At 36.1% G+C, this 25805-nt stretch carries 21 protein-coding genes; 15 read left to right on the top strand and 6 right to left on the bottom strand.

Annotation, left to right across the window (positions count from 1 at the left end):
* Positions 1 to 224 precede the first annotated feature (224 nt).
* Positions 225 to 1931, top strand: a complete 1707-nt coding sequence (gene dld, locus J3U16_RS06175) for a D-lactate dehydrogenase (RefSeq protein WP_267342637.1) — start codon at positions 225 to 227, stop codon at positions 1929 to 1931.
* Between the two features lie 58 nt (positions 1932 to 1989).
* On the opposite strand, the gene mutS is transcribed toward dld, so the two are convergent.
* Positions 1990 to 4542 (bottom strand): DNA mismatch repair protein MutS, encoded by a 2553-nt coding sequence (gene mutS / locus J3U16_RS06170; RefSeq protein ID WP_267342635.1) that lies wholly within the window; start codon positions 4540 to 4542, stop codon positions 1990 to 1992.
* Between the two features lie 567 nt (positions 4543 to 5109).
* Between mutS and gapA the strand changes: the two genes are divergently transcribed.
* Positions 5110 to 6108: a glyceraldehyde-3-phosphate dehydrogenase gene (gene gapA / locus J3U16_RS06165; protein WP_065563148.1), complete on the top strand. Its 999-nt coding sequence runs from the start codon at positions 5110 to 5112 to the stop codon at positions 6106 to 6108.
* Positions 6109 to 6243: 135 nt separating this feature from the next.
* Here gapA and J3U16_RS06160 read toward each other — a convergent pair whose 3' ends face one another.
* From J3U16_RS06160 to yjgA, 3 genes are all read right to left on the bottom strand, one after another.
* Positions 6244 to 6453 (bottom strand): cold shock domain-containing protein, encoded by a 210-nt coding sequence (locus J3U16_RS06160; protein ID WP_025315032.1) that lies wholly within the window; start codon positions 6451 to 6453, stop codon positions 6244 to 6246.
* A 391-nt stretch (positions 6454 to 6844) separates the two neighbouring features.
* The gene (ppa, locus tag J3U16_RS06155) at positions 6845 to 7369 is read right to left on the bottom strand and encodes an inorganic diphosphatase (protein ID WP_065563147.1); all 525 of its coding nucleotides are present in this window, start codon (positions 7367 to 7369) and stop codon (positions 6845 to 6847) included.
* Between the two features lie 69 nt (positions 7370 to 7438).
* Entirely contained in the window at positions 7439 to 7975 is a 537-nt protein-coding gene (gene yjgA, locus J3U16_RS06150; RefSeq protein WP_065563146.1) for a ribosome biogenesis factor YjgA, read from the bottom strand.
* A 77-nt stretch (positions 7976 to 8052) separates the two neighbouring features.
* On the opposite strand from yjgA, the gene pmbA reads away from it, so the two are divergent.
* From pmbA to recG, 6 genes are all read left to right on the top strand, one after another.
* Positions 8053 to 9405 (top strand): metalloprotease PmbA, encoded by a 1353-nt coding sequence (pmbA, locus tag J3U16_RS06145; RefSeq protein ID WP_267342633.1) that lies wholly within the window; start codon positions 8053 to 8055, stop codon positions 9403 to 9405.
* Between the two features lie 6 nt (positions 9406 to 9411).
* Complete coding sequence (locus J3U16_RS06140) at positions 9412 to 11148, top strand: SulP family inorganic anion transporter (RefSeq protein ID WP_267330638.1); 1737 nt, start codon at positions 9412 to 9414, stop codon at positions 11146 to 11148.
* A gap of 35 nt (positions 11149 to 11183) precedes the next feature.
* Positions 11184 to 12398, top strand: a complete 1215-nt coding sequence (locus J3U16_RS06135; protein WP_065563144.1) for a CinA family nicotinamide mononucleotide deamidase-related protein — start codon at positions 11184 to 11186, stop codon at positions 12396 to 12398.
* 173 nt (positions 12399 to 12571) lie between these two features.
* Positions 12572 to 12862 (top strand): DNA-directed RNA polymerase subunit omega, encoded by a 291-nt coding sequence (gene rpoZ / locus J3U16_RS06130; protein ID WP_065563143.1) that lies wholly within the window; start codon positions 12572 to 12574, stop codon positions 12860 to 12862.
* A 19-nt stretch (positions 12863 to 12881) separates the two neighbouring features.
* The gene (spoT, locus tag J3U16_RS06125; RefSeq protein WP_220225826.1) at positions 12882 to 14990 is read left to right on the top strand and encodes a bifunctional GTP diphosphokinase/guanosine-3',5'-bis pyrophosphate 3'-pyrophosphohydrolase; all 2109 of its coding nucleotides are present in this window, start codon (positions 12882 to 12884) and stop codon (positions 14988 to 14990) included.
* A 5-nt stretch (positions 14991 to 14995) separates the two neighbouring features.
* Entirely contained in the window at positions 14996 to 17089 is a 2094-nt protein-coding gene (gene recG, locus J3U16_RS06120; RefSeq protein WP_267330637.1) for an ATP-dependent DNA helicase RecG, read from the top strand.
* A 127-nt stretch (positions 17090 to 17216) separates the two neighbouring features.
* On the opposite strand, the gene ulaG is transcribed toward recG, so the two are convergent.
* Both ulaG and ulaR read right to left on the bottom strand, forming a co-directional pair.
* A complete protein-coding gene (gene ulaG / locus J3U16_RS06115) occupies positions 17217 to 18284 on the bottom strand; it encodes an L-ascorbate 6-phosphate lactonase (RefSeq protein ID WP_065733831.1) in 1068 nt (355 codons plus the stop codon).
* Between the two features lie 27 nt (positions 18285 to 18311).
* Positions 18312 to 19073 carry an HTH-type transcriptional regulator UlaR gene (gene ulaR, locus J3U16_RS06110; protein ID WP_065563139.1) on the bottom strand — a complete coding sequence of 254 codons (762 nt, stop codon included), beginning with the start codon at positions 19071 to 19073 and terminating at the stop codon, positions 18312 to 18314.
* Positions 19074 to 19513: 440 nt separating this feature from the next.
* Here ulaR and J3U16_RS06105 point away from each other — a divergent pair, with 440 nt between their 5' ends.
* From J3U16_RS06105 to lysA, 7 genes are all read left to right on the top strand, one after another.
* Entirely contained in the window at positions 19514 to 21280 is a 1767-nt protein-coding gene (locus J3U16_RS06105; protein ID WP_267330636.1) for a PTS ascorbate-specific subunit IIBC, read from the top strand.
* 35 nt (positions 21281 to 21315) lie between these two features.
* On the top strand, positions 21316 to 21789 hold the full coding sequence (locus tag J3U16_RS06100) for a PTS sugar transporter subunit IIA (protein WP_065563137.1): 474 nt from the start codon (positions 21316 to 21318) through the stop codon (positions 21787 to 21789).
* A gap of 3 nt (positions 21790 to 21792) precedes the next feature.
* On the top strand, positions 21793 to 22485 hold the full coding sequence (locus tag J3U16_RS06095) for an L-ribulose-5-phosphate 4-epimerase (protein ID WP_065733833.1): 693 nt from the start codon (positions 21793 to 21795) through the stop codon (positions 22483 to 22485).
* Between the two features lie 20 nt (positions 22486 to 22505).
* On the top strand, positions 22506 to 23150 hold the full coding sequence (locus J3U16_RS06090; RefSeq protein ID WP_065733834.1) for a 3-keto-L-gulonate-6-phosphate decarboxylase UlaD: 645 nt from the start codon (positions 22506 to 22508) through the stop codon (positions 23148 to 23150).
* Between the two features lie 65 nt (positions 23151 to 23215).
* Positions 23216 to 24106, top strand: coding sequence for an L-ribulose-5-phosphate 3-epimerase (locus J3U16_RS06085; RefSeq protein WP_267330635.1), 891 nt, complete (start codon positions 23216 to 23218; stop codon positions 24104 to 24106).
* A gap of 248 nt (positions 24107 to 24354) precedes the next feature.
* The gene (gene lptM, locus J3U16_RS06080) at positions 24355 to 24495 is read left to right on the top strand and encodes an LPS translocon maturation chaperone LptM (protein ID WP_267330634.1); all 141 of its coding nucleotides are present in this window, start codon (positions 24355 to 24357) and stop codon (positions 24493 to 24495) included.
* A 12-nt stretch (positions 24496 to 24507) separates the two neighbouring features.
* On the top strand, positions 24508 to 25761 hold the full coding sequence (gene lysA, locus J3U16_RS06075; RefSeq protein ID WP_267330633.1) for a diaminopimelate decarboxylase: 1254 nt from the start codon (positions 24508 to 24510) through the stop codon (positions 25759 to 25761).
* Positions 25762 to 25805 lie beyond the last annotated feature (44 nt).

Below are 25805 nucleotides of genomic sequence, written 5' to 3'. Positions count from 1 at the left end.
TTATAAGCATTCATTGAAAATTTATTCTAAAAACGTTAACTTTTTCGTCTGCAAAATAGGTTAACTACTTTTCCCTTTTTTTTTGATTATTTTTAGCTTTTTGTGTCAGTTTTGATATTTAGCGCTATAAAGTTTACTCCCCTCTTTTCAATAGATTATATTGGTTATAATATATCCAAAATTGGTTGAATTTACTTATAATAATTCAAAGAAGGGAAGGTAAAATGGTTGCAAATAGTACATCAGATCTGATAACAAAATTAAAAAATATTGTTGGTGATAAATATACCTTAACTGATCCAAATCGGACTTTACCTTATCGTCAAGGTGCGCGTTTTGGTGTAGGTGATGCATTAGCTGTTGTTATCCCAGGCACGCTTTTAGAACAGTGGGAAGTTTTAAAGGCCTGTGTTGAGGCGGATGTGATTGTCATTACACAGTCTGCCAATACGGGGTTAACTGGTGGTTCTACTCCTGATGGTAATGATTATGACCGGCCAATTGTTATTGTTAGTACTCGACGATTAGATGGGATTCAAGTGATTGAAAATGGTGATCAGGTGGTCTGTTTACCGGGTAGTACGTTATTCCATTTAGAAAAAGAGTTAAAAAAATATCACCGAGGTCCTCATTCTGTAATTGGTTCGTCTTGTATAGGTGCTTCGGTTTTAGGTGGCGTTTGCAACAATTCCGGCGGTGCTTTGATTCAACGTGGTCCTGCTTATACGCAAATGGCGGTATTTGCCCAGTTAGATGAGCAAGGTCAGCTACATTTAGTCAACCATTTAGGGATTGAATTAGGTGATACGCCAGAAGCAATTTTAGAAAATTTACAAAAACGTGCTTATACCGATAACGATGTTAACCCTAATGCAGGTTTAGGCCATGATCACCATTATTGTGATCATGTTCGACAAATCGATGCTGATACACCCGCTCGATATAATGCCGATCCAAGTCGTCATTACGAAGCGTCAGGTAGTGCTGGTCGATTGATGGTTTTTGCGGTGCGGTTAGATACTTTTCCTTTAGAAGAAAAGACCGCGGTATTTTATATTGGAACTAATGATACCAACGAACTGGATGATATTCGTCGTCATATTTTAGGAACTTTTAAGCATCTGCCAATTTCAGGTGAATATATTCATCGTGATGCGTTTGATATTGCAGCGGTATATGGCAAACATCTATTTTTAGCTATTCAGAAATTGGGTACCGATACGATCCCTCGTTTGTATGCATTTAAGAATGTTGTCGATCGTATTGTGAGAAAAATTCCTTTCTTCCCTAACAGTTTTTCTGATTGGTTTGCGGTGAATGTGTGTAAGTTGTTACCTAAGCATTTGCCAAAATCGATGCGTGATTATCGTGATCGCTATGAGCATCATCTCATTTTGAAAATGTCTGATGACGGCATTGCCGAAGCTGAGGAATATTTGAAGGAGTATTTTGCAAATAGTGAGAAACGTAGTGGTAGTTATTTCCGTTGTGATGATAAGGAAGCTGAGGCCGCTATGTTACACCGCTTTGCAACAGCGGGTGCTGCTACGGTTTATCGTAATGTTCATACTAAGACTGTCGAGGATTTGGTCGCTCTAGATATTGCTTTGCGTCGTAATGATAAGGAGTGGTTCGAAACGTTACCAGAAAGTATTAGTCAGCATTTTATTCATAAGCTTTATTATGGCCACTTTTTCTGTTCAGTGTTCCATCAAGACTATTTGGCCAAAAAAGGGACTGACTGTACTAAGATGAAAGAGGAGATGTTGGCGATACTTGATCAGCGTGGAGCACAATATCCGGCCGAACATAATGTTGGTCATTTGTATCATGCTAATTCTGATTTGAAAAATTTCTATCACGAGTTAGATCCAACTAATAGCTTTAATCCGGGTATTGGTAAAACATCTAAAAAGAAATTTTGGAAATGATTTAGAAACTAAACTGAACATTAAAACCGCCATTATTGAATTAATGGCGGTTTTTTATTTAGAGTAATTTTTTTAGTTGATAGATTGCTTCTAACGCTTGTTTTGGCGTTAATGCATCTGGATCGAGCTGTTGTAGAGCTAGCTCGACTTCTGATGGTTCAGTATCACTGATCAAGGTCAGTTGTGAGCTTTCAATATGGCTGTCAGTTGTTGAGAGAACTTCTAGCTCTTTTAGCTTCTGTTTGGCTCGTTTTAATATCGTTTTAGGCACACCAGCTAATCCTGCCACAGCAATACCAAAGCTTTTGCTAGCTGCACCTTCGGATACTTCATGAATAAAAGCGACAGTATTGTCGTGTTCAATCGCGTCAAAATGGATGTTGTAGACACCTTGTATCTGTTGAGGTAGTTGGGTTAGTTCAAAATAGTGGGTTGCAAATAGTGTCATTGCTTTGATTTCGTTAGCCAAATTTTCAGCACACGCCCAAGCTAATGAGAGACCATCATAGGTTGATGTTCCTCGGCCAATTTCGTCCATTAAAACTAAGCTATTTGGTGTAGCGTTATGCATAATGTTGGCGGTTTCGGTCATTTCAACCATAAATGTCGAACGCCCAGATGCTAAATCGTCAGATGCGCCAATACGGGTAAAGATACGATCAACAGGGCCTATTATTGCTTTCGAAGCTGGGACAAAGCTACCAATGTAAGCAAGTAAGACGATCAACGCTGCTTGGCGCATGTAGGTGCTTTTTCCGCCCATATTAGGGCCAGTGATAATTAGCATTCTTCTATCTGATGATAGTGAAAGTGAGTTGGCGATAAATGGCTTTTGTAATACTTGCTCGATCACAACGTGCCGCCCATCTTTGATTTCAATACCCGGTTTGTTGGTTAATGTTGGGCATCGGTAGTTGAGCGTTAGGGATCGTTCAGCAAGATTAGTCAGTACATCAAGCTCGGCAATCGCATCAGCGCTGGTTTGCATGTTAGCTAATTCTGGCATAAGTAGGTCGAACAGCTGTTCATAAAGCTGTTTCTCTAGTGCTAATGCACGACCTTTAGACGTTAAGACTTTGTCTTCGTACTCTTTTAACTCAGGAATGATGTAGCGTTCAACATTTTTAAGTGTTTGTCTTCGTGTGTAGTGTATTGGCGCTAGGTGGCTTTGACCTCGGCTAATTTGGATGTAGTAACCATGTACCGCATTAAAGCCTACTTTTAAGGTGTCAATTCCTAAGGTTTCACGTTCTCGAATTTCAAGTTGTTCTAAGTAGTTAGTTGCACCATCTGCTAAATTGCGTAGTTCATCTAATTCTTGATGATAACCGGCAGCAATTACGCCTCCGTCTCGAATAATAACGGGTGGGGCTTCGACTATTGCTCGATTTAAGATATCAGCAATTTGGTCAAACTGGTTAATTTTAGCGCGTAATGCAATTAGTGATGGTGCGTTGAATTCGGATAGCTGTTGTTGAAGCGTTGGCAATAGGTTATAGGCATCGCGTAGGCGAGCGAAATCTCGCGGTCGAGCACTTCTCAATGCTAATCTTGCTAAAATTCGTTCAAGATCACCAATCTGTTTTAATAGCGGTTGTAGGTCGGTGATATGGTTTTGCAGTTCTTGAATTGCTAGCTGTCGGTTTTGTAATATTGCTAGATTACGGATTGGCGAATGCAGCCACCGTTTAAGCATTCGGCTACCCATTGCAGTTTGGGTTTTATCTAAGATATCAGCTACAGTATGTTCTGTTCCACCTGATAGGTTTTCGGTAATTTCTAAGTTTCTGCGAGTGGATGCATCGAGCACAACAAAATCAACTGGCGATTCTTTAACTATTGAGCGAATATGTGGCATGGCTGTGCGTTGGGTATCTTTTACGTATTGTAATAAACAGCCTGCTGCGCATAATGCATAATGGCACTCTTCTACCCCATATCCAATTAAATCATTAGTTCCAAATTGTAAATTGAGTTGTTGTTTGGCGGTTTCGAGATCGAAGTCCCAAATTGGTCGCCGTCTTAATCCATGACGGTTTTCAATTAGGTTCATTGATTGAAAATCTTCTGGGTAGAGTAACTCAACTGGGTTAGTTCGCTGTAATTCTGCTTGGATAGCTTCTGGATTATCGCATTCAAATACAAAAAAACGGCCTGAACTTATGTCTAAAGTGGCGTAACCAAAGTGCTCTTTTTGTTGCCATATGCACGCGAGTAAGTTGTCTTTACGATCTTCTAATAGTGATTCATCACTCACTGTGCCTGGTGTAACAATTCGAACAATTTTACGTTCAACGGGGCCTTTGCTGGTTGCAGGATCACCTATTTGCTCACAAATTGCTACTGATTCGCCAAGCGATATAAGTTTAGCTAAGTAGCTTTCAACTGCATGATAAGGCACGCCAGCCATAGGAATTGGCTGTCCATTTGATGAGCCTCGTTTAGTCAGCGATATATCTAAGAGTTGCGAACCACGTTTGGCATCATCATAAAACATCTCATAAAAATCACCCATTCGATAAAACAGTAAAATATCCGGATTTTCAGCTTTCAATTTTAGGTATTGTCGCATCATTGGTGTGTGGTCGGTGAGGTTGTCGTATTCGGTCATATTATTAATTCTTTTTTATCTAAAACTCTGGCGATTATTATCTCTAACCTTGCTTGTATTTTGTACAATCTTCGATTTTGCTCTTTAAGTAACCCTGTTTTTAAAATGCTAAAAATTGGTTCAACTTATTATTTTATTCGATATTGTATATTTTGGGGTGATTGTATCATTTTATATGATGTAATGAAAATGAGCTGATTGTTTGTAAATAATAAAAACAATGAATAATGTAGAGTTTAAAGCGATGATTATATTTCATCTATCAACTTTTTAAGTTAATCGATATTATCGCTTTTGAGGTTGAAGTGAGTTTAAGTCATTATCAATAAAATGAGTGTTAGTGCATTATCATCCTTGATTTAAAATAAGTTTATATTGAAAATAAAATTAGCTTTTTGATTTATAATATGCCTATTTAGGCTGGCTATCATCGGATGATAATTAAGATGGTTTTCTGTTAAATTTATTCTTACCAATTATTTTAATTCAGCTTGAATAAACCACAAAAATTTGGTAGTTTATTGCCAATTATTTTATCATTTAACACAAATAAAGAAGGTAATTGTTATGACAATCAAAGTAGGTATTAATGGTTTTGGCCGTATCGGTCGTATTGTTTTCCGTGCTGCACAAAAACGTTCTGACATCGAAATTGTTGCAATCAACGATTTATTAGACGTTGATTATATGGCTTATATGCTTAAATATGATTCAACTCACGGTCGTTTTGACGGTACTGTTGAAGTTAAAGACGGTAAATTAATCGTTAATGGTAAAACAATCCGCGTTACTGCTGAAAGAGATCCTGCGAACTTAAAATGGAATGAAGTAGGTGTTGATGTTGTAGCTGAAGCAACTGGTTTATTCTTAACTGATGAAACTGCTCGTAAACATATTCAAGCTGGTGCTAAAAAAGTTGTTTTAACTGGTCCTTCAAAAGATAGCACACCAATGTTTGTAATGGGTGTTAATGATAAAGATTATGCTGGTCAAGATATCGTTTCTAACGCATCTTGTACTACTAACTGTTTAGCGCCTTTAGCTAAAGTAGTTAATGATAACTTCGGTATCGTTGAAGCGTTAATGACTACAGTTCACGCAACTACAGCAACTCAAAAAACTGTTGATGGTCCTTCTCATAAAGACTGGCGTGGTGGTCGTGGTGCTGCTCAAAACATCATCCCTTCATCAACTGGTGCTGCTAAAGCTGTAGGTAAAGTTATCCCTGAATTAAATGGTAAATTAACTGGTATGGCTTTCCGCGTTCCAACTCCAGACGTTTCTGTTGTTGACTTAACTGCACGTTTAGCTAAACCAGCTAAATACGAAGATATCTGTAAAGTTATCAAAGCAGCAGCTGAAGGTCCTATGAAAGGCGTTCTTGGTTATACTGAAGATGACGTTGTGTCTACAGATTTCTTAGGTGAAGTTTGTACTTCTGTATTTGATGCTAAAGCAGGTATTCAATTAAGCGATAACTTTGTTAAATTAGTATCTTGGTACGATAATGAAGTTGGTTATTCAAACAAAGTATTAGACTTAATCGCAGTTGTTTCTAAAAAATAAGAAGCATTCTAATTGATAAAAAAAGCGACCTTGAGTCGCTTTTTTTATTTCTGCTAAGAATGATTATTCGTAAGCATAAAAAACGCCTATTTTTTCAAATAGGCGTTTTACTTTTATTATTTAATTAAAATTTAATTAGATAACAACAACTTCAGCCGCTGCTGGTCCACGTGGGCTATCTTGGATCGCAAATTCGACTTGTTGTCCTTCAGCTAAGGTTTTAAAGCCGTCGCCTGAGATTGCAGAGAAGTGAACAAATACATCTTTGCTTCCATCGGCTGGGGTAATAAAACCAAAACCTTTACTTTCATTGAACCATTTTACTTGGCCTGTTTTTTTATTCATTTACTAGACATCCTAACAATAATTAATAATTTGCCTTATCGGCTGTTTAGGCTTAACAAAACATTGTTTACATCAACTCAAAAACTAATCTAACCAGTTTACCACTAAATTAAAAAGTTAATCGTTTCCATAAAAATGCTTCTTTTGTTCACCCACGACTATTACCTCATAAATCATAATCGAAAGCAAGAGTTTCATGACATTTTTTTCATCTTAGGATGAAGTTTTTTATATGATTTTTTGGTAATTGATCGTTTTTTGATCTATAGCAAATTACTGATATTATAACTACTTGAAGTTATTTCGAAAGTCAAAAAAAGTCTAAAAATGCGAGTCATAAAAATTTTTCTTTATGACTCGGTAAAGCGATTACTTTTTTGTAAAGAAGGGGTTATTTTGCACGTTCAAATGATTCGATAATTTCTTTTCGAGCTGCTTCTGCGTTATCCCAACCTTCAACTTTTACCCATTTACCTTTTTCAAGGGCTTTGTATTGTTCAAAGAAGTGTTTGATTTGAGATTTTAATAATTCAGGTAAGTCGTCTACATCTTTAATATGATCGTATTCTTTTGATAGTTTAGTGTGTGGTACTGCAACTAATTTAGCATCAGAACCCGCCTCATCAGTCATTTTTAATACACCAACTGGACGGCAACGAATTACTGAACCTGGTTGTAATGGGTATGGTGTTGGGACTAATACGTCAACAGGATCGCCATCTAGTGATAAAGTGTGGTTGATATAACCATAGTTACATGGATAGAACATTGCTGTTGCCATAAAACGATCGACAAATACTGCACCAGTGTCTTTATCAACTTCATATTTAATTGGGTCAGCATTCGCTGGGATTTCGATTACAACATAGATGTCGTCTGGTAATTCTTTACCTGCTGGTACATTTAATAGTCCCATTTTTGTGTCCTCTATCTTTTATTTGTTAATTGTGTTTAATGATAAATATAAAGCGAACATTATAAAAATTTACTCTGTTTCGCTCAAATCTTTTAGATATTGAAAAATTTGTCTGGCTGTTTTTGGGGTTTTGTTTGCAGAGAGTTCTTTTTTGGCTAAACGCGCTAGTGTGCGTAGTTGCTGTCTATCTGCGGAAGGGAAAAGCCCCATTATTGATTCTGCATCACCCGTTTCTATAAGTTCGTCACGCAATTTTTCTAATCGATGAAATAGGGCGACTTGTTGGTTATGGCGATTTTTAAGTTTATCCAAAGCTAATGTTATAGGTTCAATATCACGACTTCGAAGTAGTTTACCAATGTATTGGATTTGCCTACGATAGCCTTCTTTTTTTATTTTTTGCGCTAATTCAATCGCATAAAGTAGATCTTCATCAAGGGGAATTTTAGCAATTTCATTTTTGCTTAAGTTGACAAGTTCGACACCTAACTTTTTAAGTGCTTCAGCATCACGTTTGATTTCACTTTTACTGACGTAAATAATGTCATCGTCTTGAGGATCAATGTTGAAGTCAGGTTCTAAATTTGGCTCTTGATTGTTATTCATGCTATTTCTTTTGTTAACTAAAATTGAATTCTGGCATATTATAACGTATCACTAGCAGAATTGTAGAAAATAATAAAATGAGTATTGAACAAATTAAAAAAGACGCGTTAAGCCAAAAGCAACATTTGTCAGCAATTGTTGCCGATGCTATTAGCCAGGCAAAAGCTCGAGTTGATGCGGTTGAGGTATCGATTAATCAATCAACAGGTATTAGTGTTAGTACACGAGATGGTGAGGCTGAGAATGTTGAGTTTAATAGTGATGGTGCGTTAGGTATTACTGTTTATCAAAATCAGCGTAAGGGTAGTGCGTCAACCAGTGATTTGTCGCCACAGGCAATCAGTCAAACTGTGGATATGGCTATTAATATTATGCAATATACGTCAGCAGATCCTTGTTCTGATCTTGGCGATCCCGATTTAATGGCTTTTGATGCGCCAGATTTAGATCTGTTTTATCCAAGTGATTTGAATGTTGATAATGCAATTGAACAGGCAAAACAGGCTGAACTAAGTGCGTTGGCAAGGTCTTCTTTAATAAGCTGTGACGGTGGTTATTTTAATAGTCGTTATGGTGTTTATGTTTATGGTAATAGTTTAGGGATGTTACAAGGCTTCTGTGCAAGTTCGCATTCACTTTCTTGCTCTGTTATTGCTGAACAAAATGGGCAAATGGAGCGTAATTATGAATATACGTCATCCCGTGTTGCTAACCAATTAAAATCACCTGATTGGGTTGGTAATCATGCTGCTGAAAAGGCGGTTGCTCATTTAGGTGCTAAACAAATAAAGACTATGCAAGTTCCAGTTCTTTTTTGTGCAGAAGTTGCTGTTGGGTTGATTCGCCATTTAGTTGGAGCCATTAGTGGTGGTGCTATTTACCGAAAATCCTCTTTTTTATTAGATAGTGTGGGTAATGCGATTTTTCCTGATTGGCTGACAATTTTAGAAGATCCTTATATTTTAAAAGGAGTTGGGTCATCACCTTTTGATAGTGAAGGAACCAAAACAGTTAAGCGCAATATTATTGAAGACGGTATTTTACAAACTTATTTGTTAAGTAACTATTCAGCCAGAAAATTAGGGCTAAAATCGACAGGACATGCTGGTGGTATACATAATTGGTTAGTTTCACCAAGTCAAACTGATGCTGATTTTGATACAATGCTAAGAAAATTAGATAAAGGTGTTGTTATTACGTCATTAATGGGACAAGGTGTTAATAATGTTACGGGTGATTATTCGCGTGGCGCCTCTGGTTTTTGGGTAGAAAATGGTAAAATACAGTATCCAATCAATGAAATTACCGTCGCGGGGAACCTTAAGGATATTTACCAAAATATTGTGGCAATAGGCAGTGATATTGAGACAAGAAGTAATATTCAAACGGGATCAATATTAGTAGAAAATATGAGTGTAGCAGGGAAATAATCAAACATGGGAAAGTTTACCAGTAGCGCATTATTCCAAAAAATTATTTTTTGGATGCCAGGCCTGATGAGTTTATTGCGATATAAGCGCGAATATCTTAGTTTTGATATTAAAGCGGGATTATCAGTGGCAGCAGTCTCTTTGCCTGTTTCTATCGCTTATGCAGAGCTTACAGGCGTCGGTGCGATTGCGGGATTATATTCAACTATCTTGCCGCTTATTGTCTATGCGCTTTTTGGTTCATCCAGGCAATTGATTGTCGGTCCCGATACAGCTACCTGTGCTGTGGTTGCTGCTGTGGTATTTCCTTTAGCAGCTAATGATCCTGTTTTACGTTGGCAATTGGTGGTGCTGTTGACCATTATGATCGGTATTTGGTGCTTGATTGCCGGAAAACTCCATTTAGGTGCTTTGGCGGATTTATTAAGTCAGCCAATTTTGATTGGCCTACTTAATGGGATTTCAATTACTATTATGGTCGATCAGTTAGCTAAGATGTTTGGCTTTAAGTATGATTATTCTTATTTGATTGAACGCATTGCTTATCTACCTTTTAAAATATCTGAAATTCATGTGTTAACGGCATTTATATCTTTTTGTACACTTGCGATTTTGGTTGTATTGAAAAAATTCAAGCCACGTTATCCAGCCCCTTTGTTTGCTGTAATTATTATGACGTTTCTCTCTTGGCTGTTTAATTTTGAACATTATAATGTTCGAATCATTGGTGGAGTAACGAGTGATTTTATTCCTGCTGAGTCATGGATTGATTTTGATAAGGGCTTGATGCGTAATTTAGTCGTTCCTTCGCTCAATATCGCCGTTATTTGTTTTGTAAGTATGATGATTACGGTACGAAGCTTTGCCTCTAAAAATAATTATGAGACTAATGCCGATGTTGAATTTAAAGCATTAGGTATGGCTAACATTGTTGCAGGTTTATCGCAAGGCTTTGTAGTCAGCGGTACCTCATCACGTACCGCGGTTAATGATGCCAATGGTGGTAAAACGCAATTAGTGTCAATTATTGCGGCTGTTTTGATTGGCTTTGTCGTATTGTTCTTTTTGTCACCACTACAATATATTCCAACTTGTGTGTTGGCGGTGATTTTAATATATTCTTCTTTATCTCTTATCAATTTTCAAACTATTATCCGATTTTTTAAATTCGATCGTGATGCGTTTTATTTAAGCTTAACTACGTTAATTTCGGTGTTAGTTATTGGTATTATTCCCGGTATGGCGTTGGCCGTTTTATTAGGGCTGTTTTTATTTTTGCGTCGTGTGTTTAGGCCGAATGATCAATTATTAGGTGTTGATGAAAGTGGACGAATTCATTCAATTGGTTCGGATGTTAGTCCATTAAGTAACACTATGATTTATCGCTTTAATTCTCCATTAACTTATTTCAATATTGCATACTTTAAACGTAGGATTATTAATTATATAGATGAATCTCCTGAGACAATTAATTATGTGATTGTTGATGCTATTCCTTGCTTTACCTATAAAGATGTTAGTGTTTTGACCGGTATTGACGAGTTGGTTAAATCGTTGAAGGTTAGAAATGTGGTACTGATTTTATCTGGCCGACGTAAAACATTGAAGAATTGGTTTAAGCAGATGAATATTAAATTAGATACTGATTATATTGAGTTTGCTTATGATCTTTATTTTGCTGTTAGGTCAGTTCAGAGTAAAGAACATATGGAAAGCAAAAACGACGAGGATATAAATAATTAAATTTTTAATCATTTTTTAATTAGCTAGGGATAATTATGAATCAGATAAAAGATCCACTCAAAATTGAGATGCTTAGTACTGGTGATGAGGTTTTATATGGTCAAATTGTTGATACTAATGCAGCTTGGTTATCTGATTTTTTATTTGAAGAAGGCATTTCTATCACTTCGCGCCATACAGTAGGGGATGATTTGTTGACATTGGTTGATACTCTGCAAGAGCGTAGCTTGCACAATGATATTTTAATTGTGAACGGAGGGTTAGGGCCAACAAGTGATGATCTAAGTGCACAAGCAGCTGCACAGGCTAATAATGAGTCTTTGGTTTTACACGATGAGTGGCTTAAAGTACTTGAACGCTACTTCCTTAATCGCGGTAGAAAAATGCCATCAAGCAATATCAAACAAGCTATGTTACCTCAAAGTGCAACGTTAATTGATAATCCAATCGGAACGGCATGTGGCTTTAAGATGGTGTTAAATAATTGTCTATTATTCTTTACGCCAGGCGTTCCTTCTGAATTTAAAGAAATGATTAGAACTTCAATTTTGCCTGACATTAAGATGATCTATCCTATAACCGAACGTAAACTCTGTTATCGATTAACCACCATGGGACGAACAGAAAGTGATTTAGGAATGGAGATCGAGACTTCATTAGATATTCCTGATTTTATTACAGTTGGTTATCGTGCAGCAATGCCTATTATTGAATTGAAATTAACTGGGCCAGAAAGTAAAAAAAGTGAAATGGATAGCGCATGGCACAAAATAAAGTCTATTGTTGCAGATAATTTACTTTGTGAAGGTGTTAATCAAGGTGTATCAGGTTTAGCTCAGGTTGTATCAAGATTGTTAAATGAAACGAATCAATCTATTGTGGTCATTGAACAACAATCAGCTGGAGTAATTGGTTATCACCTATTAGAAGCCAATGCCCCCGTGGTGAAATCAGAAGTGGTACCTTTTGTGATGGAAGAACCACTTAATTACTTTTCACAAGTATTGCAAAATCAAAAAGCCGATATTGCGCTAGGGGTAGTCAATTTTCAAGAAAAGAATACGGAATTTACTTTAGTTATTGTCACTAAAAATCAAGAATTGCATTTTAAATTGAAGTATACTGGTAGAGTTCAAAATAATAAGATTCAACAACAAATTTTATCTGCGATTGCTTTAGATGGTTTGCGTCGTTATCTTTTAAATCTGCCTATCATTGGGCCTAACGTCTGGTTAGAGTTATTGGTATAGTTTTATCGTATAGTTTTAACAAATAGTTTTATAATATTGCTTCCGCTTTTAGAGCGATTTTACAGGGGTTTTTCATTTGTTAGTAATATTAGTTATGGACAATTCCCTACAAAATTAAGTAGAATAGCGGATCTTTCAATTGAAGCATATAAGTTAATATATTAGAGGTAAAAATGGCTCGTGTAACTGTCCAAGATGCAGTAGAAAAAATTGGTAATCGCTTTGATCTCGTTTTAGTTGCAGCAAGACGTGCTCGTCAATTACAAGTTGAAAACAAAACGCCACTAATTCCAGAAGAAAACGATAAAGAAACTGTAGTTGCTTTACGCGAAATTGAAGATGGGCTTGTAAATAAACAAATTCTTGATACTGCTGAATTCCAAGCTCGTCAAGATGAAGAATCAGAAGTGCGTAATGCTCTTCATGAAACGGTACTTTTAGAAAATACTCCCTCATACGAATAAACATTGCTGAGAATTGTCCATGCAATATTTTGAAAGCTTAAAAGAGGTTGTTGCATTTTATCTTCCAGCTAAACAAGTTGAATTAATTCAAAATGCCTACTTTTTTGCGAAACAAGCGCATGAAGGACAATTCCGTTGTAGCGGTGAACCCTATATTACTCATCCGGTTGCTGTAGCAACCATTTTAGCCGATATGCGGCTGGATTATGAGACCATCATCGCTGCACTTTTGCATGACACCATCGAAGATACCCAAGTCACCTTTCAAGATATAACACAAAAATTTGGCAAACATGTTGCCGTGTTAGTTGAAGGTGTTTCGAAACTTGATAAGTTAAAATTTAGAAACCGACAAGAAGCTCAAGCTGAAAATTTTCGCAAAATGGTTTTAGCCATGACCGAAGATGTCCGAGTGATTCTAATTAAGTTAGCTGATAGAACGCATAATATGCGTACTCTTGGGGCATTAAGACCGGATAAACGTCGACGTATTGCTAAAGAAACATTAGAGATTTATGCTCCTTTGGCTCATCGTTTAGGTATTCATCATATTAAAACTGAGCTTGAAATACTTGGTTTTACGGCGATGCATCCTAATCGCGCTAAAGTTCTTGAAAAAGTCGTTAAGATTGCTCGTGGCACCAGAAAAGAGCTTATTCAGCAAATTCTATCAGAAATTAAAGGGCGTTTAGCTGAAGCGAATATCAATGCCCAAGTGGAAGCGCTTGAAAAGAACATTTATGCTATTTATCAAAAGATGCAACTTCGTGAACAGCATTTCCATTCAATTATGGATATTTATGTTTTCCGAATTGTAGTTGATGATGTTGATACTTGTTATCGTGCACTTGGTTTAGTCCATAACTTATATAAACCTCGACTTAATCGTTTTAAAGATTATATTGCTATTCCTAAAGCGAATGGTTATCAATCGTTGCATTCATCATTGATTGGGCCACATGGTACGCCTGTGGAAGTGCAAATTCGAACCGAAGATATGGATCAAATGGCAGAAATGGGTGTGGCTGCGCATTGGATTTATAATGAAAATGATGAGTTAAATAACACTACTACTCAGATTAAAGCCCAGCGTTGGATGCAGAGCTTGTTGGAACTTCAACAAAGTGTTGGTAATTCATTTGAGTTTATTGAAAATGTTAAATCTGACCTTTTTCCAAAAGAAATTTATGTTTTTACACCCAAAGGTCGAATTGTTCAATTACCTGAAGGTTCAACAGCAGTTGATTTAGCATATGCTGTGCATTCTGATATCGGTTTCCAGTGTATTGGGGCTTTAGTTGATCGTAAACCTTACCCGCTTTCTCAACCTTTAAGCAATGGTCAAACTGTTGAAATTATTACGTCTCCAGAAAGTCGTCCTAATGCAAGCTGGCTTAATTTTGTCGTTAGTGCTAAAGCAAGATCTCGCATTCGACAAGCATTGAAAACCTTGAAGCGCGAAGATGCTATTTTATTAGGTCGTAAATTGCTTAATTTAGCGCTTATTAAATCGGGTGGAATCGACTCGCTAACTGATAAGCAGAAAGATCGTATTGTTAGTTTGACTAAGTTGACTTCGTTTGAGGATGTATTAGCTGAAATAGGGCTAGGCAATATTATGAGCCATTTTATTGTCAAAGGCCTTGAACATAAAGCGCTTTTATTTAATCAATCTGAAGAAAATAAAACATTAGTTATAACAGGAAGTGAAGGGGTATTAGTTACTTTTTCAAAATGTTGTCATCCTATTCCTAATGATCCTATTGTCGGTCATGTTAGCCCTGAAAAAGGTTTAACTGTGCATCATGAATCTTGTCGCAATGTTAGTGGTTATCAGAATAATCCCGATAAATATATTTCGCTTAAATGGGCACCAGATATTGAGCAGTTTTTTGTAGCTGAAATTTGGGTAGATATTATTAATAATCAGGGTTCTTTAGGTCATGTTCTTTCTATCATTAATGATGAGAAAGCACATATTCAATGGTTAAACACGGAAGAAAAAGATAGGCAAATCTATACAATTATTTTGCAAATTGAAGTTAAGAATACTCAACAACTTAATGATTTAATTCGAAAATTATCACTACAACAAGATGTAGTGAGTGTGACACGTAATATTAATTAGTTATTATGGTTGATCGTTTGCTAAACCGAATACCGCTTGCAAAATTAGCTGGTATTGGGCCTAGTTTAGAAAAAAAATTCTTTGCACTTGGTATTAAATCTGTTCAAGATCTCTTATTACATTTCCCTTTACGTTATGAAGATCGTTCGACATCTTCAGCAATTAGTGATGTTGCTATTGGTGAAACGACCACAATTTTAGGTCAAATTATCAAAAGTGAAATAATTACAACTAAACGTAAAATGTTGCTCTGCTATATTCAGGATGATTCTGGTATCGCTATTTTACGTTTTCTCAATTTCAACATGGGTATGAAGACAGCCATGGCATCCGGTAAATGGGTGAGGGCTTACGGAGAAATAAAGAGGGGGAGCCATTATCCAGAAATGATTCACCCACAATTTAATATTCAATCAAAAAAAGAGGAGTCGCCTAGTTTTTCTGAACCAAACGAAGAGCGATTTACGCCGATTTATTCAACTACCTATGGGTTAACTCAGAATGTCATCCGTAAAGCAATACAATCGGCATTAATATTGTTAAAACGAAACCCACCAGCTGAAATCTTACCGGTTTCAATAAGCAATGGTTATTTATCTGTTGTTGAATCATTAGATATTATTCATAATCCATCATTAACAACGAATATAGATCAGCTTATTGATGGAGAACATCCAGCAATAAAGCGTTTTGTTTTTGAAGAGTTGCTTGCTTATCATTTAAGTATGTTGTTTATTAAGGTTGATAATCAAAAACAACATTCTTATCCAATGCATATTAATAAGCGTTATTCTCAGCCTTTCCTTGCTTCCTTGCCATTTGAACCGACTAATGCGCAAAAAAGAGTCGTACAGGATATTTATCAAGATATGGCTAAGTCAGTTCCAATGATGCGATTAGTTCAGGGAGATGTGGGCTCAGGTAAAACGTTAGTGGCAGCTTTAGCCGCTCTAAATGCTATTGAAAATAATAAGCAAGTTGTTTTAATGGCGCCGACCGAAATATTAGCCGAACAACATTTTCATAATTTTTGTCGATGGTTTGAGCCACTAGGAATAAAGGTTGAGTTGTTAACTGGGCGATTGACCACAAAAAATAAAAAACGACGATATGATGATATTGAATTAGGCGAAATTTCAATGTTAATTGGTACTCATGCCGTATTTGTTGAGAAAGTTAAGTTTTTCCAATTAGGATTGGTGATTATTGATGAACAACATCGCTTTGGTGTAAACCAGCGATTAAGTCTTTGGGAAAAAGGTATTAAAGATGAGTGTCATCCTCATCAATTAATAATGACAGCAACGCCAATTCCAAGAACCCTAGCGATGACAGTTTATGCAGATTTAGATGTATCAATCATAGATGAATTACCTCCAGGACGAACGCCAATATCGACGATAGTGATACCAAATTCTCGTCGTGATGAAATTATTCAACGTGTCAATCAAGCTTGTATTGATAATCGCCAAGTCTATTGGGTTTGTACTTTAGTTGAAGAATCTGAAACGCTTGATGCTCAAGCTGCAGAAATGTTAGTTGCAGAATTACAAGAACGCTTACCGCATCTTATTATTGCTTTAGTGCATGGCAAAATGAAATCAGATCAAAAACAATCTGTCATGCAGGATTTTAAAGACGGTAAAATTCAATTATTAGTTGCCACAACGGTTATTGAAGTCGGTGTTGATGTGCCTAATGCCAGCTTGATGATTATTGAAAATGCTGAACGTTTAGGCTTAGCACAACTGCACCAATTACGTGGGCGAGTAGGGAGAGGTACTGCAATATCTCATTGTGTTCTTATGTATCAAGCACCTTTAAGTAAAATAGCTCAAGCACGTATGAAGGTGATGCGAGAAAGTAATGACGGTTTTGTTATTGCCCAAAAAGATTTAGAGATTCGTGGTAGTGGCGAAATTCTAGGTACAAGGCAAATAGGGGTAGCTAACTTCAAAGTAGTTGATTTAATCCGTGATCAACATCTAATTAATGAAGTGCAAAAAGCCTCTTATTATTTACAGAAGAATTATCCCGAAAGTGCTAATCAGCTAATTGAATGTTGGCTACCTGATCGAGAAAAGTACATTAATGCTTAAATTATAATAGTAGTTGAGAACTGCAATAGCTTTTTTTCATATAATATTCAATAAAAGCAGATGGTTATTCATAAAAAAGGACTTATAGCGATATCTATAAGTCCATAAATATTAGTGTTAATTTTATTTATAAGAATGAACGGTATGGTAATTCCGGCTCATCGGTAAAGATATCTCTGAATCCTCGATAGTGCTGATAATGCATTTTATTTTTATCCGTAGGATATGTATATTTACCACCAACTTGCCAGAAAAATGGTCTAAATTGATATTCTAGGCGGTCTTTTTTCATATCCCATAATACTTCTATTTCACGAGGATCACTTTGGAAATTAGACCAAATATCATGGTGGAATGGAATGACCACTTTAGTGTTGAGAGATTCTGCTGCGCGTAAAATATCTGACGAAGTCATTTTATCGGTTACACCACGTGGATTTTCGCCATAAGATAAAAGAGCAACATCAATTTTATAATCATTACCGTGTTTTGCGTAATAGTTTGAATAGTGAGAATCCCCTGAATGGTAGAGTGAACCACCGGTTGTTTCGAATAAATAATTGACTGCACGATCATTCATCCCATCTAAAATGGATTTATCTGTTGATGAAACACCTTTAGGTAAAGTTACAAGTGATGTTCTATCAAATGAATCTAAAACATGAATCGTAATATCACCCACATGTAAGGTTTCACCTACTTTTGCAACAATACAGCGTTCTTCCGGTACACCCCAACTTTTCCATAATTCGACACAAGCTTTAGGACCAATAAATTTTACTTCTGGTGAGCAATTTTGAATAACTGCAGCTGCAACATTGACATCAATATGGTCCGCATGATCATGTGTCGCCATGACGGCATCAATTTGTTTAATAGCAAATGGATCTAAAACAAATGGGCTGGTTCTTAAATTAGGTTGTAATTCACGTACACCTCCCATGCGCATCATCTGGTGTTGTTTGTTCATTAAAGGATTGGCGTGGGTTTTTTTACCTGTACCACACCAGAAATCGACAGAAATATTGGTGTTACCAGCTGATTTCAACCAAATTCCCGTACAAGCAAGCCACCACATGGTAAACGTATTAGGTTTAACTTCCGTATTTTCTATCTCTTCATTAAGCCAAGTTCCCCACTCAGGAAAAGTGTTTAAAATCCAAGAGTCACGGGTAATTTCATTCACTTTACTCATACTATGTTCCTTTTCTTCATTTAATAGTTAAACTAATATTACTTCTACGCCTTGCTCTTTTATGCAATCGATTACTTCTTTATTCGCTTGTTTACCTGTAATTAAAATATCGATTTTATTTACAGGACAAAAAAGCATGCCGGAGTTGGCTTTAGTATCGATTTTGGAGCTATCTACAACCACAACTAATTTTTCAGCTTTTTCTAAAATTTGTTGTTCTGCAACTGCACCTAAGATCTCATTTTTATAAAGACCAGTTGGTGTTAATGTTTTGCCACTAGTAAACATCCATTTTGCTGCATAAGAATCTGTAAAGCTGGCAATAGGGTTGAGTATGATATTTTGTGTTTTGTTATATAACCCTCCCATAATGATGACGTTTTCATGATCGTGTTCAATTAAATAACAGGCTAATGGAAAGTAATTGGTAATAATTGAGACATTTTTACCACACAATTCGCGCCCTAATAAAAATGCTGTTGAACCGCAATTAATCACAACGTTTTCATCACTTTCGCATAGTTTAGCTGCACGTATCGCGATGCGTGCTTTTTCATGATAGTGATCGGTATTATTGATATCTATTGGTGCCCATATAGGTTTTTGTTCTTCTAACCGTAAAATACCATTACGTACTTTTCGCACTCGCCCATCTAAAGCAAGTTTAGTTATATCTCTTCTAGCTGTAGCCGGAGAAATGGAGAAAATTTCAATTAATTCGGTGACTTTTAACTCACCTTTTTCATTGACTAAAGCAACAATTTCGTTGTGTCGCACAATTTCATTCATTGATAACCTCTTATAACATCATGAGCTAATTTGATTATTTGTGATAATAATTATCATTGGATTTATTGTCAATCGCTGATCATGTCTCATTAAAGATGAAATAATTTAATGCATTGATTAATATAGCTATAATTTGATTTGCATGGTGTTTTTTTTAGCGATAATGTGATATCCATCACAGTTTTACAGTTGATTGTTATAGAAAAGTGATCTACGTCAAAATAATCATAAATAATCATTGAATGATTAATTGTGATTATGGAAGATGAATATCAGTTAATGAATCACGATTGATTAACTGAGTAAAGTTTTAAGAAAAAAACTAACCTCACACTAAACAACCATATAAGTGGCATCTGGATTGCGTTAATTATCCTGCATTGAAAAGTTAATAAGGATTTGTAATGCAAACAGTGTCCAATAACCAATGAGAGGGGCATATGGAAGTAATCTATAACATTTTCTACATTTTTTATAGTCAAGTCATGACGAAAGCACCTTTGTTATTAGGCTTGGTGACAATGCTTGGTTATTGTCTTTTACGCAAAGACATAACCACAATTTTAAAAGGAACAATTAAAACCATTGTTGGGTTTATGTTGTTACAAGTGGGTTCAAATGTGTTGGTTTCGACCTTTAAGCCGGTTATTGCCAAATTAGCTGAATATCATGGTATTAAAGGATCTATCATTGACACTTATGCATCAATGGTTGCTGTTGAAAACGGTATGGGTGATCAGTATTCGTGGGTAGGATATGCGGTTTTATTAGCACTAGCAATTAATATTGTTTTAGTCATTTTTCGTCGTATTACCGGTATTCGTACCATAATGTTAACAGGCCATATCATGTTCCAACAAGTAGGGTTGATTACTTTATTCTATTTCCTTTTCGGTTATGGCATGTGGGAAACAATAATCTATTCAGCAATCATTACAGCGTTATATTGGGGAATATTTTCCAATATGATGTTTAAGCCTACCGAAGCGGTGACTGGTGGTGCTGGTTTTTCAATTGGACATCAGCAACAACTTGGTTCTTGGATTGCTGTCAAATTGGCACCAAAATTAGGCGATAAAGCCAATTCTGTTGATAACCTTAAATTACCTAAATGGTTACATATCTTTCATGACAGTATCGCTGCTACAGCAATTGTTATGACATTCTTTTTTGGCATTATTTTGCTCTCATTTGGTTTGGATAATTTGCAAACTATGGCTGGTTCTACTCATTGGACTATTTATATTCTTGAAACAGGATTGAAATTTGCTGTTGCCATACAAGTTATCGTTGGTGGGGTAAGAATGTTTGTAGCTGAATTATCTGAGGCATTTAAAGGTATTTCGGAAAAATTGATCCCTAATGCAGTATTAGCAATAGATTGTGCTGCGATTTATGCATTCTCACCTAATGCTATGGTATTTGGTTTTATTTGGGGGGCATTAGGACAATTTTTAGCGATTGCTTTATTACTTATTTTCAAATCACCGATTATGATTATTCCTGGTTTTATTCCAATGTTCTTCTCTAATGCGACAATTGGTGTTTTTGCAAACCATTTTGGTGGTTGGAAAGCGGTGATGAAACTCTGTTTTGTTATGGGCATGATTGAAGTATTTGGTTCAGCTTGGGTAATTCACATTTTTGCTCAAAATGGTACTCCTATTGACGCTTGGATGGGTATGGCTGATTGGGCAATTTTATTCCCACCAATTTTACAAGGCTTATCATTCTCTCATTTATTCATCTATTTATTAATTGCATTAGCTTTAGTTTATATGTTTTTTGCTGCAAAACAGCTTAAACAAGAAGAAGCAATGCAAAAAGATCAACCAGAATTTAACGATAATCAACAAGATGTTAATGAAGCCGTGGTAGATAAAATGGATGAAGTAGCCATGGCTGAAGGTCGTCCGATACGTATCCTTGCGGTATGTGGAAGTGGGCAAGGTTCTTCAATGATGATGAAAATGAAAATAGCTAATTATCTAGATAAGAAAGGTATTGCAAATGTGATGGATTCATGCGCGGTAACTGATTACAAATCGCGTTTACCCAATGTTGACATTATTGTTGCTTCAAAACACTTGATTCACGAAATCGAAGTTAATGAAGGACAACATGCTTTAGGTGTACAAAATATGCTTAATCCAAACACATTCGGTGATGAGCTTATTGAGATTATTAAAAAAGTACTTGCTCAATAATCGATTAAATATAAAGAGAAGAAAGGAGTACAACGATGGCTTTGAAAGAATCATTAATTGAAAATAATTCAATATTATTAAAAGCAAATGCTGCTAATTGGCAAGAAGCTGTCAAATTAGGTACCGATATGTTAGTCGCTTCAAATGCAATTAAACCGTCTTATTATGACGCAATTATCCACTGCGTTAAAACAATGGGGCCTTATATTATTATTGCACCTAATTTTGCCATGCCTCATGCCAGACCAGAAGATGGAGTCAATCGTACTGCTTTTGCTTTAGTAACCCTTAATCAACCAGTTTATTTCGATGGCGAAGAAGAACCTGTTGATGTGCTTGTTACTTTAGCAGGAAGTACATCAGATCAACACATGGAAGGATTAATGGAGGTTACCCAAGTGTTAGATGATGAAACCAGTGAAACCGGAGTCAATCTTGATAAGTTAAGAGCTTGCAAAAACAAAGAAGATGTTTATGCGGTCATCGATAAGGCATTAAATGGAGGCTAATTTATGTATCAAGCATTAAAAGAAAGAGTATTAGCAGCTAATTTAACATTGCCTCAATATCATTTGGTGACATTTACATGGGGCAATGTGTCCGAGATTGATCGTGATAAAGGTGTTATTGCTATTAAGCCATCAGGTGTCGAGTATCACAATATGAAAGTTGATGATATTGTAGTGGTTGCACTAAATGGTGACATTATCGAAGGTCATCTAAATCCATCAAGTGATACCGCTACTCATCTTGAGCTTTATAAAGCATTTAAAGATATTGGTGGTATTGTTCATACGCATTCTCGTTATGCGACTATTTGGGCGCAAGCAGAACTCGATGTACCTGCCTTAGGAACAACCCATGCTGACTATTTTTATGGTGATGTGCCATGTACGCGTCGATTAACCGATAGCGAAATAGCAAATGATTATGAAAAAAATACTGGACTGGTGATTATTGAAGAGTTTAAACGACGCGGGCTCGATCCTAAAGCGATGCCGGGTGCAGTTATTTCTGGTCATGCTCCATTTTGCTGGGGTAAAAATGCTTTAGATGCTGTGCATAATGCAGTCGTATTGGAAGAAGTCGCAATGATGGCTATTTCTACACGTCAACTTAATCAAACAATAAAAATTCAACAAGCTTTATCGGACAAGCACTATTTTCGTAAACATGGTGCGAATGCTTATTATGGTCAAAAATAGAATGCAAGAGGGCAAATAAAATGACAAAACCTAAACTACAAATCGCATTAGATCAAACAGAATTACAACCAGCTTTAGAAGTTGCAAAAAATGTTGCTGGTTTTGTGGATATTATCGAAGTGGGAACAATTCTTGCTTTTGGAGCAGGTATTGGTGGCGTTAAAACGTTAAGAGAAAAATACCCTAACCATATCTTGGTTTGTGATTTAAAAACTACCGACGGTGGCGCGATTTTAGCCAAAATGGCTTTTTCAGCAGGTGCTAATTGGTTAACTGTTTCAGCGGCTGCACATATTGCAACTATTGAAGCCTGCAAAAAAGTTGCTGATGAATTTAATGGCGAAATTCAAATAGAGTTATATGGTCATTGGACTCTAGATGATGCCAAAGCTTGGCGAAAGTTAGGTATAAAGCAGGCCATTTATCATCGTTCTCGTGATGCAGAATTAGCTGGATTAGGATGGGGTGAAGAAGACTTAGTTAAAATGCGTCAACTTTCCGACTTAGGCCTTGAGCTCTCTATCACGGGTGGTATTGTACCTGAAGATATTCATCTTTTTGCAGGAATCAAAACGAAAGCCTTTATTGCTGGTCGTGCTCTTGCTAATCAAAATGGTCAACAAACTGCACAAGCTTTAAGAGAGCAGATAGCTAAATATTGGTAATTGGTATATTGCAGTTGTCAATTCAACTGCAATGCATATTGTTCCATTTTTATTAGGTTTAGATTATGACAAAAAGAGCAATAAATATCAAAAAAACCACGCCTCGTATTGGTATTTATGAAAAAGCATTACCAAATGATTTAACGTGGCAACAAAAATTTAATGAAGCAAAAGCATTAGGATTCGATTTTATTGAATTATCCATTGATGAGTCAGACGAACGTCGTGCAAGGCTGGATTGGTCTGATGATGAAATTTATTCATTACGTCATTTGTCAGAACAAATGGGCATAGCTTTGCACTCTATTTGTTTAAGTGCTCATCGGAAATATCCATTCGGTTCCAATGATGAACATATTCGCGCACAAGCAAAAAACATAATGAACAAGGCAATAGTACTTGCTTATAAATTAGGTGTCAGAGTCATTCAGCTTGCAGGATATGATGTCTATTATGAACCAGCAAGTAATCAAACCCATCAACGCTTTATTGAAGGTATGAAGTGGAGTGCCAAACAAGCAGAAAAAGCAGGTATTATGTTAGCTGTAGAAATAATGGATACTGACTATCTTAATTCACTAAGTAAATTCGAGATTCTGAAAAGGGAAATACCGTCTTCATACTTTATGGCTTATCCGGATGTTGGTAATATTTCTGGTTGGAATTACGATGTGTGCACCGAACTTTTATTAAGTCGTGATCACATTGTGCAAATTCATCTCAAAGATACCAAAAGAGTTAAATCTAATTATTCTGGGCAATTTCGAGATTTAGTTATTGGTGAAGGCGAAGTTGATTTTCCGGCCATTTTTAATACATTAAAATTAATGGATTATTGTGCTCCTTTTGTGATTGAAATGTGGGCTAAAGATGATAATTGGAAGCAAAATATTATTACTGCTCAACAAAGCCTAAATGCTATGGCATCCCAAGCAGGATATGCACTATTCTCCTAATTTATCTGTAATAAAAATGATATAAAGCTCAATTAATGTCTTATTTGGGCTTTATCTATTCAGTCGAATTAAAAAATAGCCATCAGAACGCATCTGAATGACATGTTATTTTTAAGCTTAAGATCATTATTAAACTCTTTTATAGCAACATATTAATATTAAGAGATTTTTATTTATTCTTTCCACCAATTGGCCTATCGTGTAATATAATGGCCATTATAACAAAATGAAAGAATTGCGAATATTATATGAAATCAATGATCAAATTATTCTCCATATTATTAGCTATCTTGACATTAGTTGGTTGTGGTTTAAAAGGCCCACTATATTATCCCAATGAGCAGTCAAGGACATTTGTTCAATCTAATGATGTGAGTAACATAGCTTAAAGGAATAATTCAATGAAATTTTTACATTATTGTAATGGTCAGTTATTGGCAGATGAAGTCGCTATCGCTGATCTAGCAAAGCAATATGGAACTCCGTTATATGTCTATTCTGCTGCTCATATGACAAAACAATTTCTTGCCTATCAGCAAATTCTTCAAGATAAGAAACATCTAATTTGTTATGCAGTTAAGGCTAACAGTAATTTATCGGTTTTAAATTTGTTGGCAAAACTTGGTGCCGGTTTTGATATTGTCTCACAGGGTGAATTGGAAAGGGTGCTAAAAGCAGGTGCCGAACCTAGAAAGATAGTTTTTTCTGGTGTCGCAAAATCTATTGAAGAAATCAAACGTGCGCTTGAAGTTGGTATTAAATGTTTCAACGTTGAGTCGGAGGCGGAATTATATCGTATCAACGAAATTGCTCAACAATTAGGTAAAATTGCAACAATTTCATTAAGAATTAATCCTGATGTGGATGCCAAAACCCATCCCTATATCTCAACAGGATTGCGTGAAAATAAATTCGGCATAAGTTATCAATTAGCCCTTGATGTATACCGCAAAGCGGCTAGTTTAAATCATATTAAGATAGTTGGTATTGATTGCCATATTGGTTCTCAATTAACAGAATTATCGCCATTTTTAGATGCTGCTGATAGGATTTTAATATTGGTTGACAAACTCAAAGCAGAAAATATTCACCTTGAACATATTGATTTAGGTGGTGGATTAGGGGTCTGTTATGAAAATGAAACACCTATTTCTGCATCCACACTTACTTCAGAGTTACTTGCGAAATTAACCAATTATGCTGATCTTGAAATTATTTTTGAACCAGGCCGCTCAATTGTGGCTAATGCTGGTTTATTAATTACTAAAGTTGAATACACTAAACATCAAGATGGTAACCATTTTGCTATTGTTGATGCGGGAATGAATGATTTAATTCGACCAGCTCTTTATAAAGCTTGGATGCGAGTTTTACCAGTCAGAGAACCAAAAAGTTCTGATAAAAAAGAATGTTACAATATCGTTGGACCAATCTGCGAATCTAGCGATGTGTTAGCTTATCAACGAGAGTTGTCCGTTGAACAAAGTGATCTATTGGTTATTTGTAGTGCTGGTGCCTATGGTTTTAGTATGGCGTCAAATTATAATAGTCACCCACGTCCAGCTGAAGTTTTGCTTGAAGGAGGAAAACAACATAAGTTAATTCGAAAACGTGAGACGTTTGATGATTTATGGCGTGGTGAATTAGTATTATAATCTTTTAAGAGTGTGTGATGCGATGGACTCATTCGCTTGGCAAA

Origin of the sequence: Gilliamella sp. B3023, from assembly GCF_026536845.1 — a bacterium.
GTDB classification, from domain to species: domain Bacteria; phylum Pseudomonadota; class Gammaproteobacteria; order Enterobacterales; family Orbaceae; genus Gilliamella; species Gilliamella apicola_E.
Note: the sequence above shows the minus strand (reverse complement) of the source record. Positions and strands in the feature narration are given on the sequence as shown.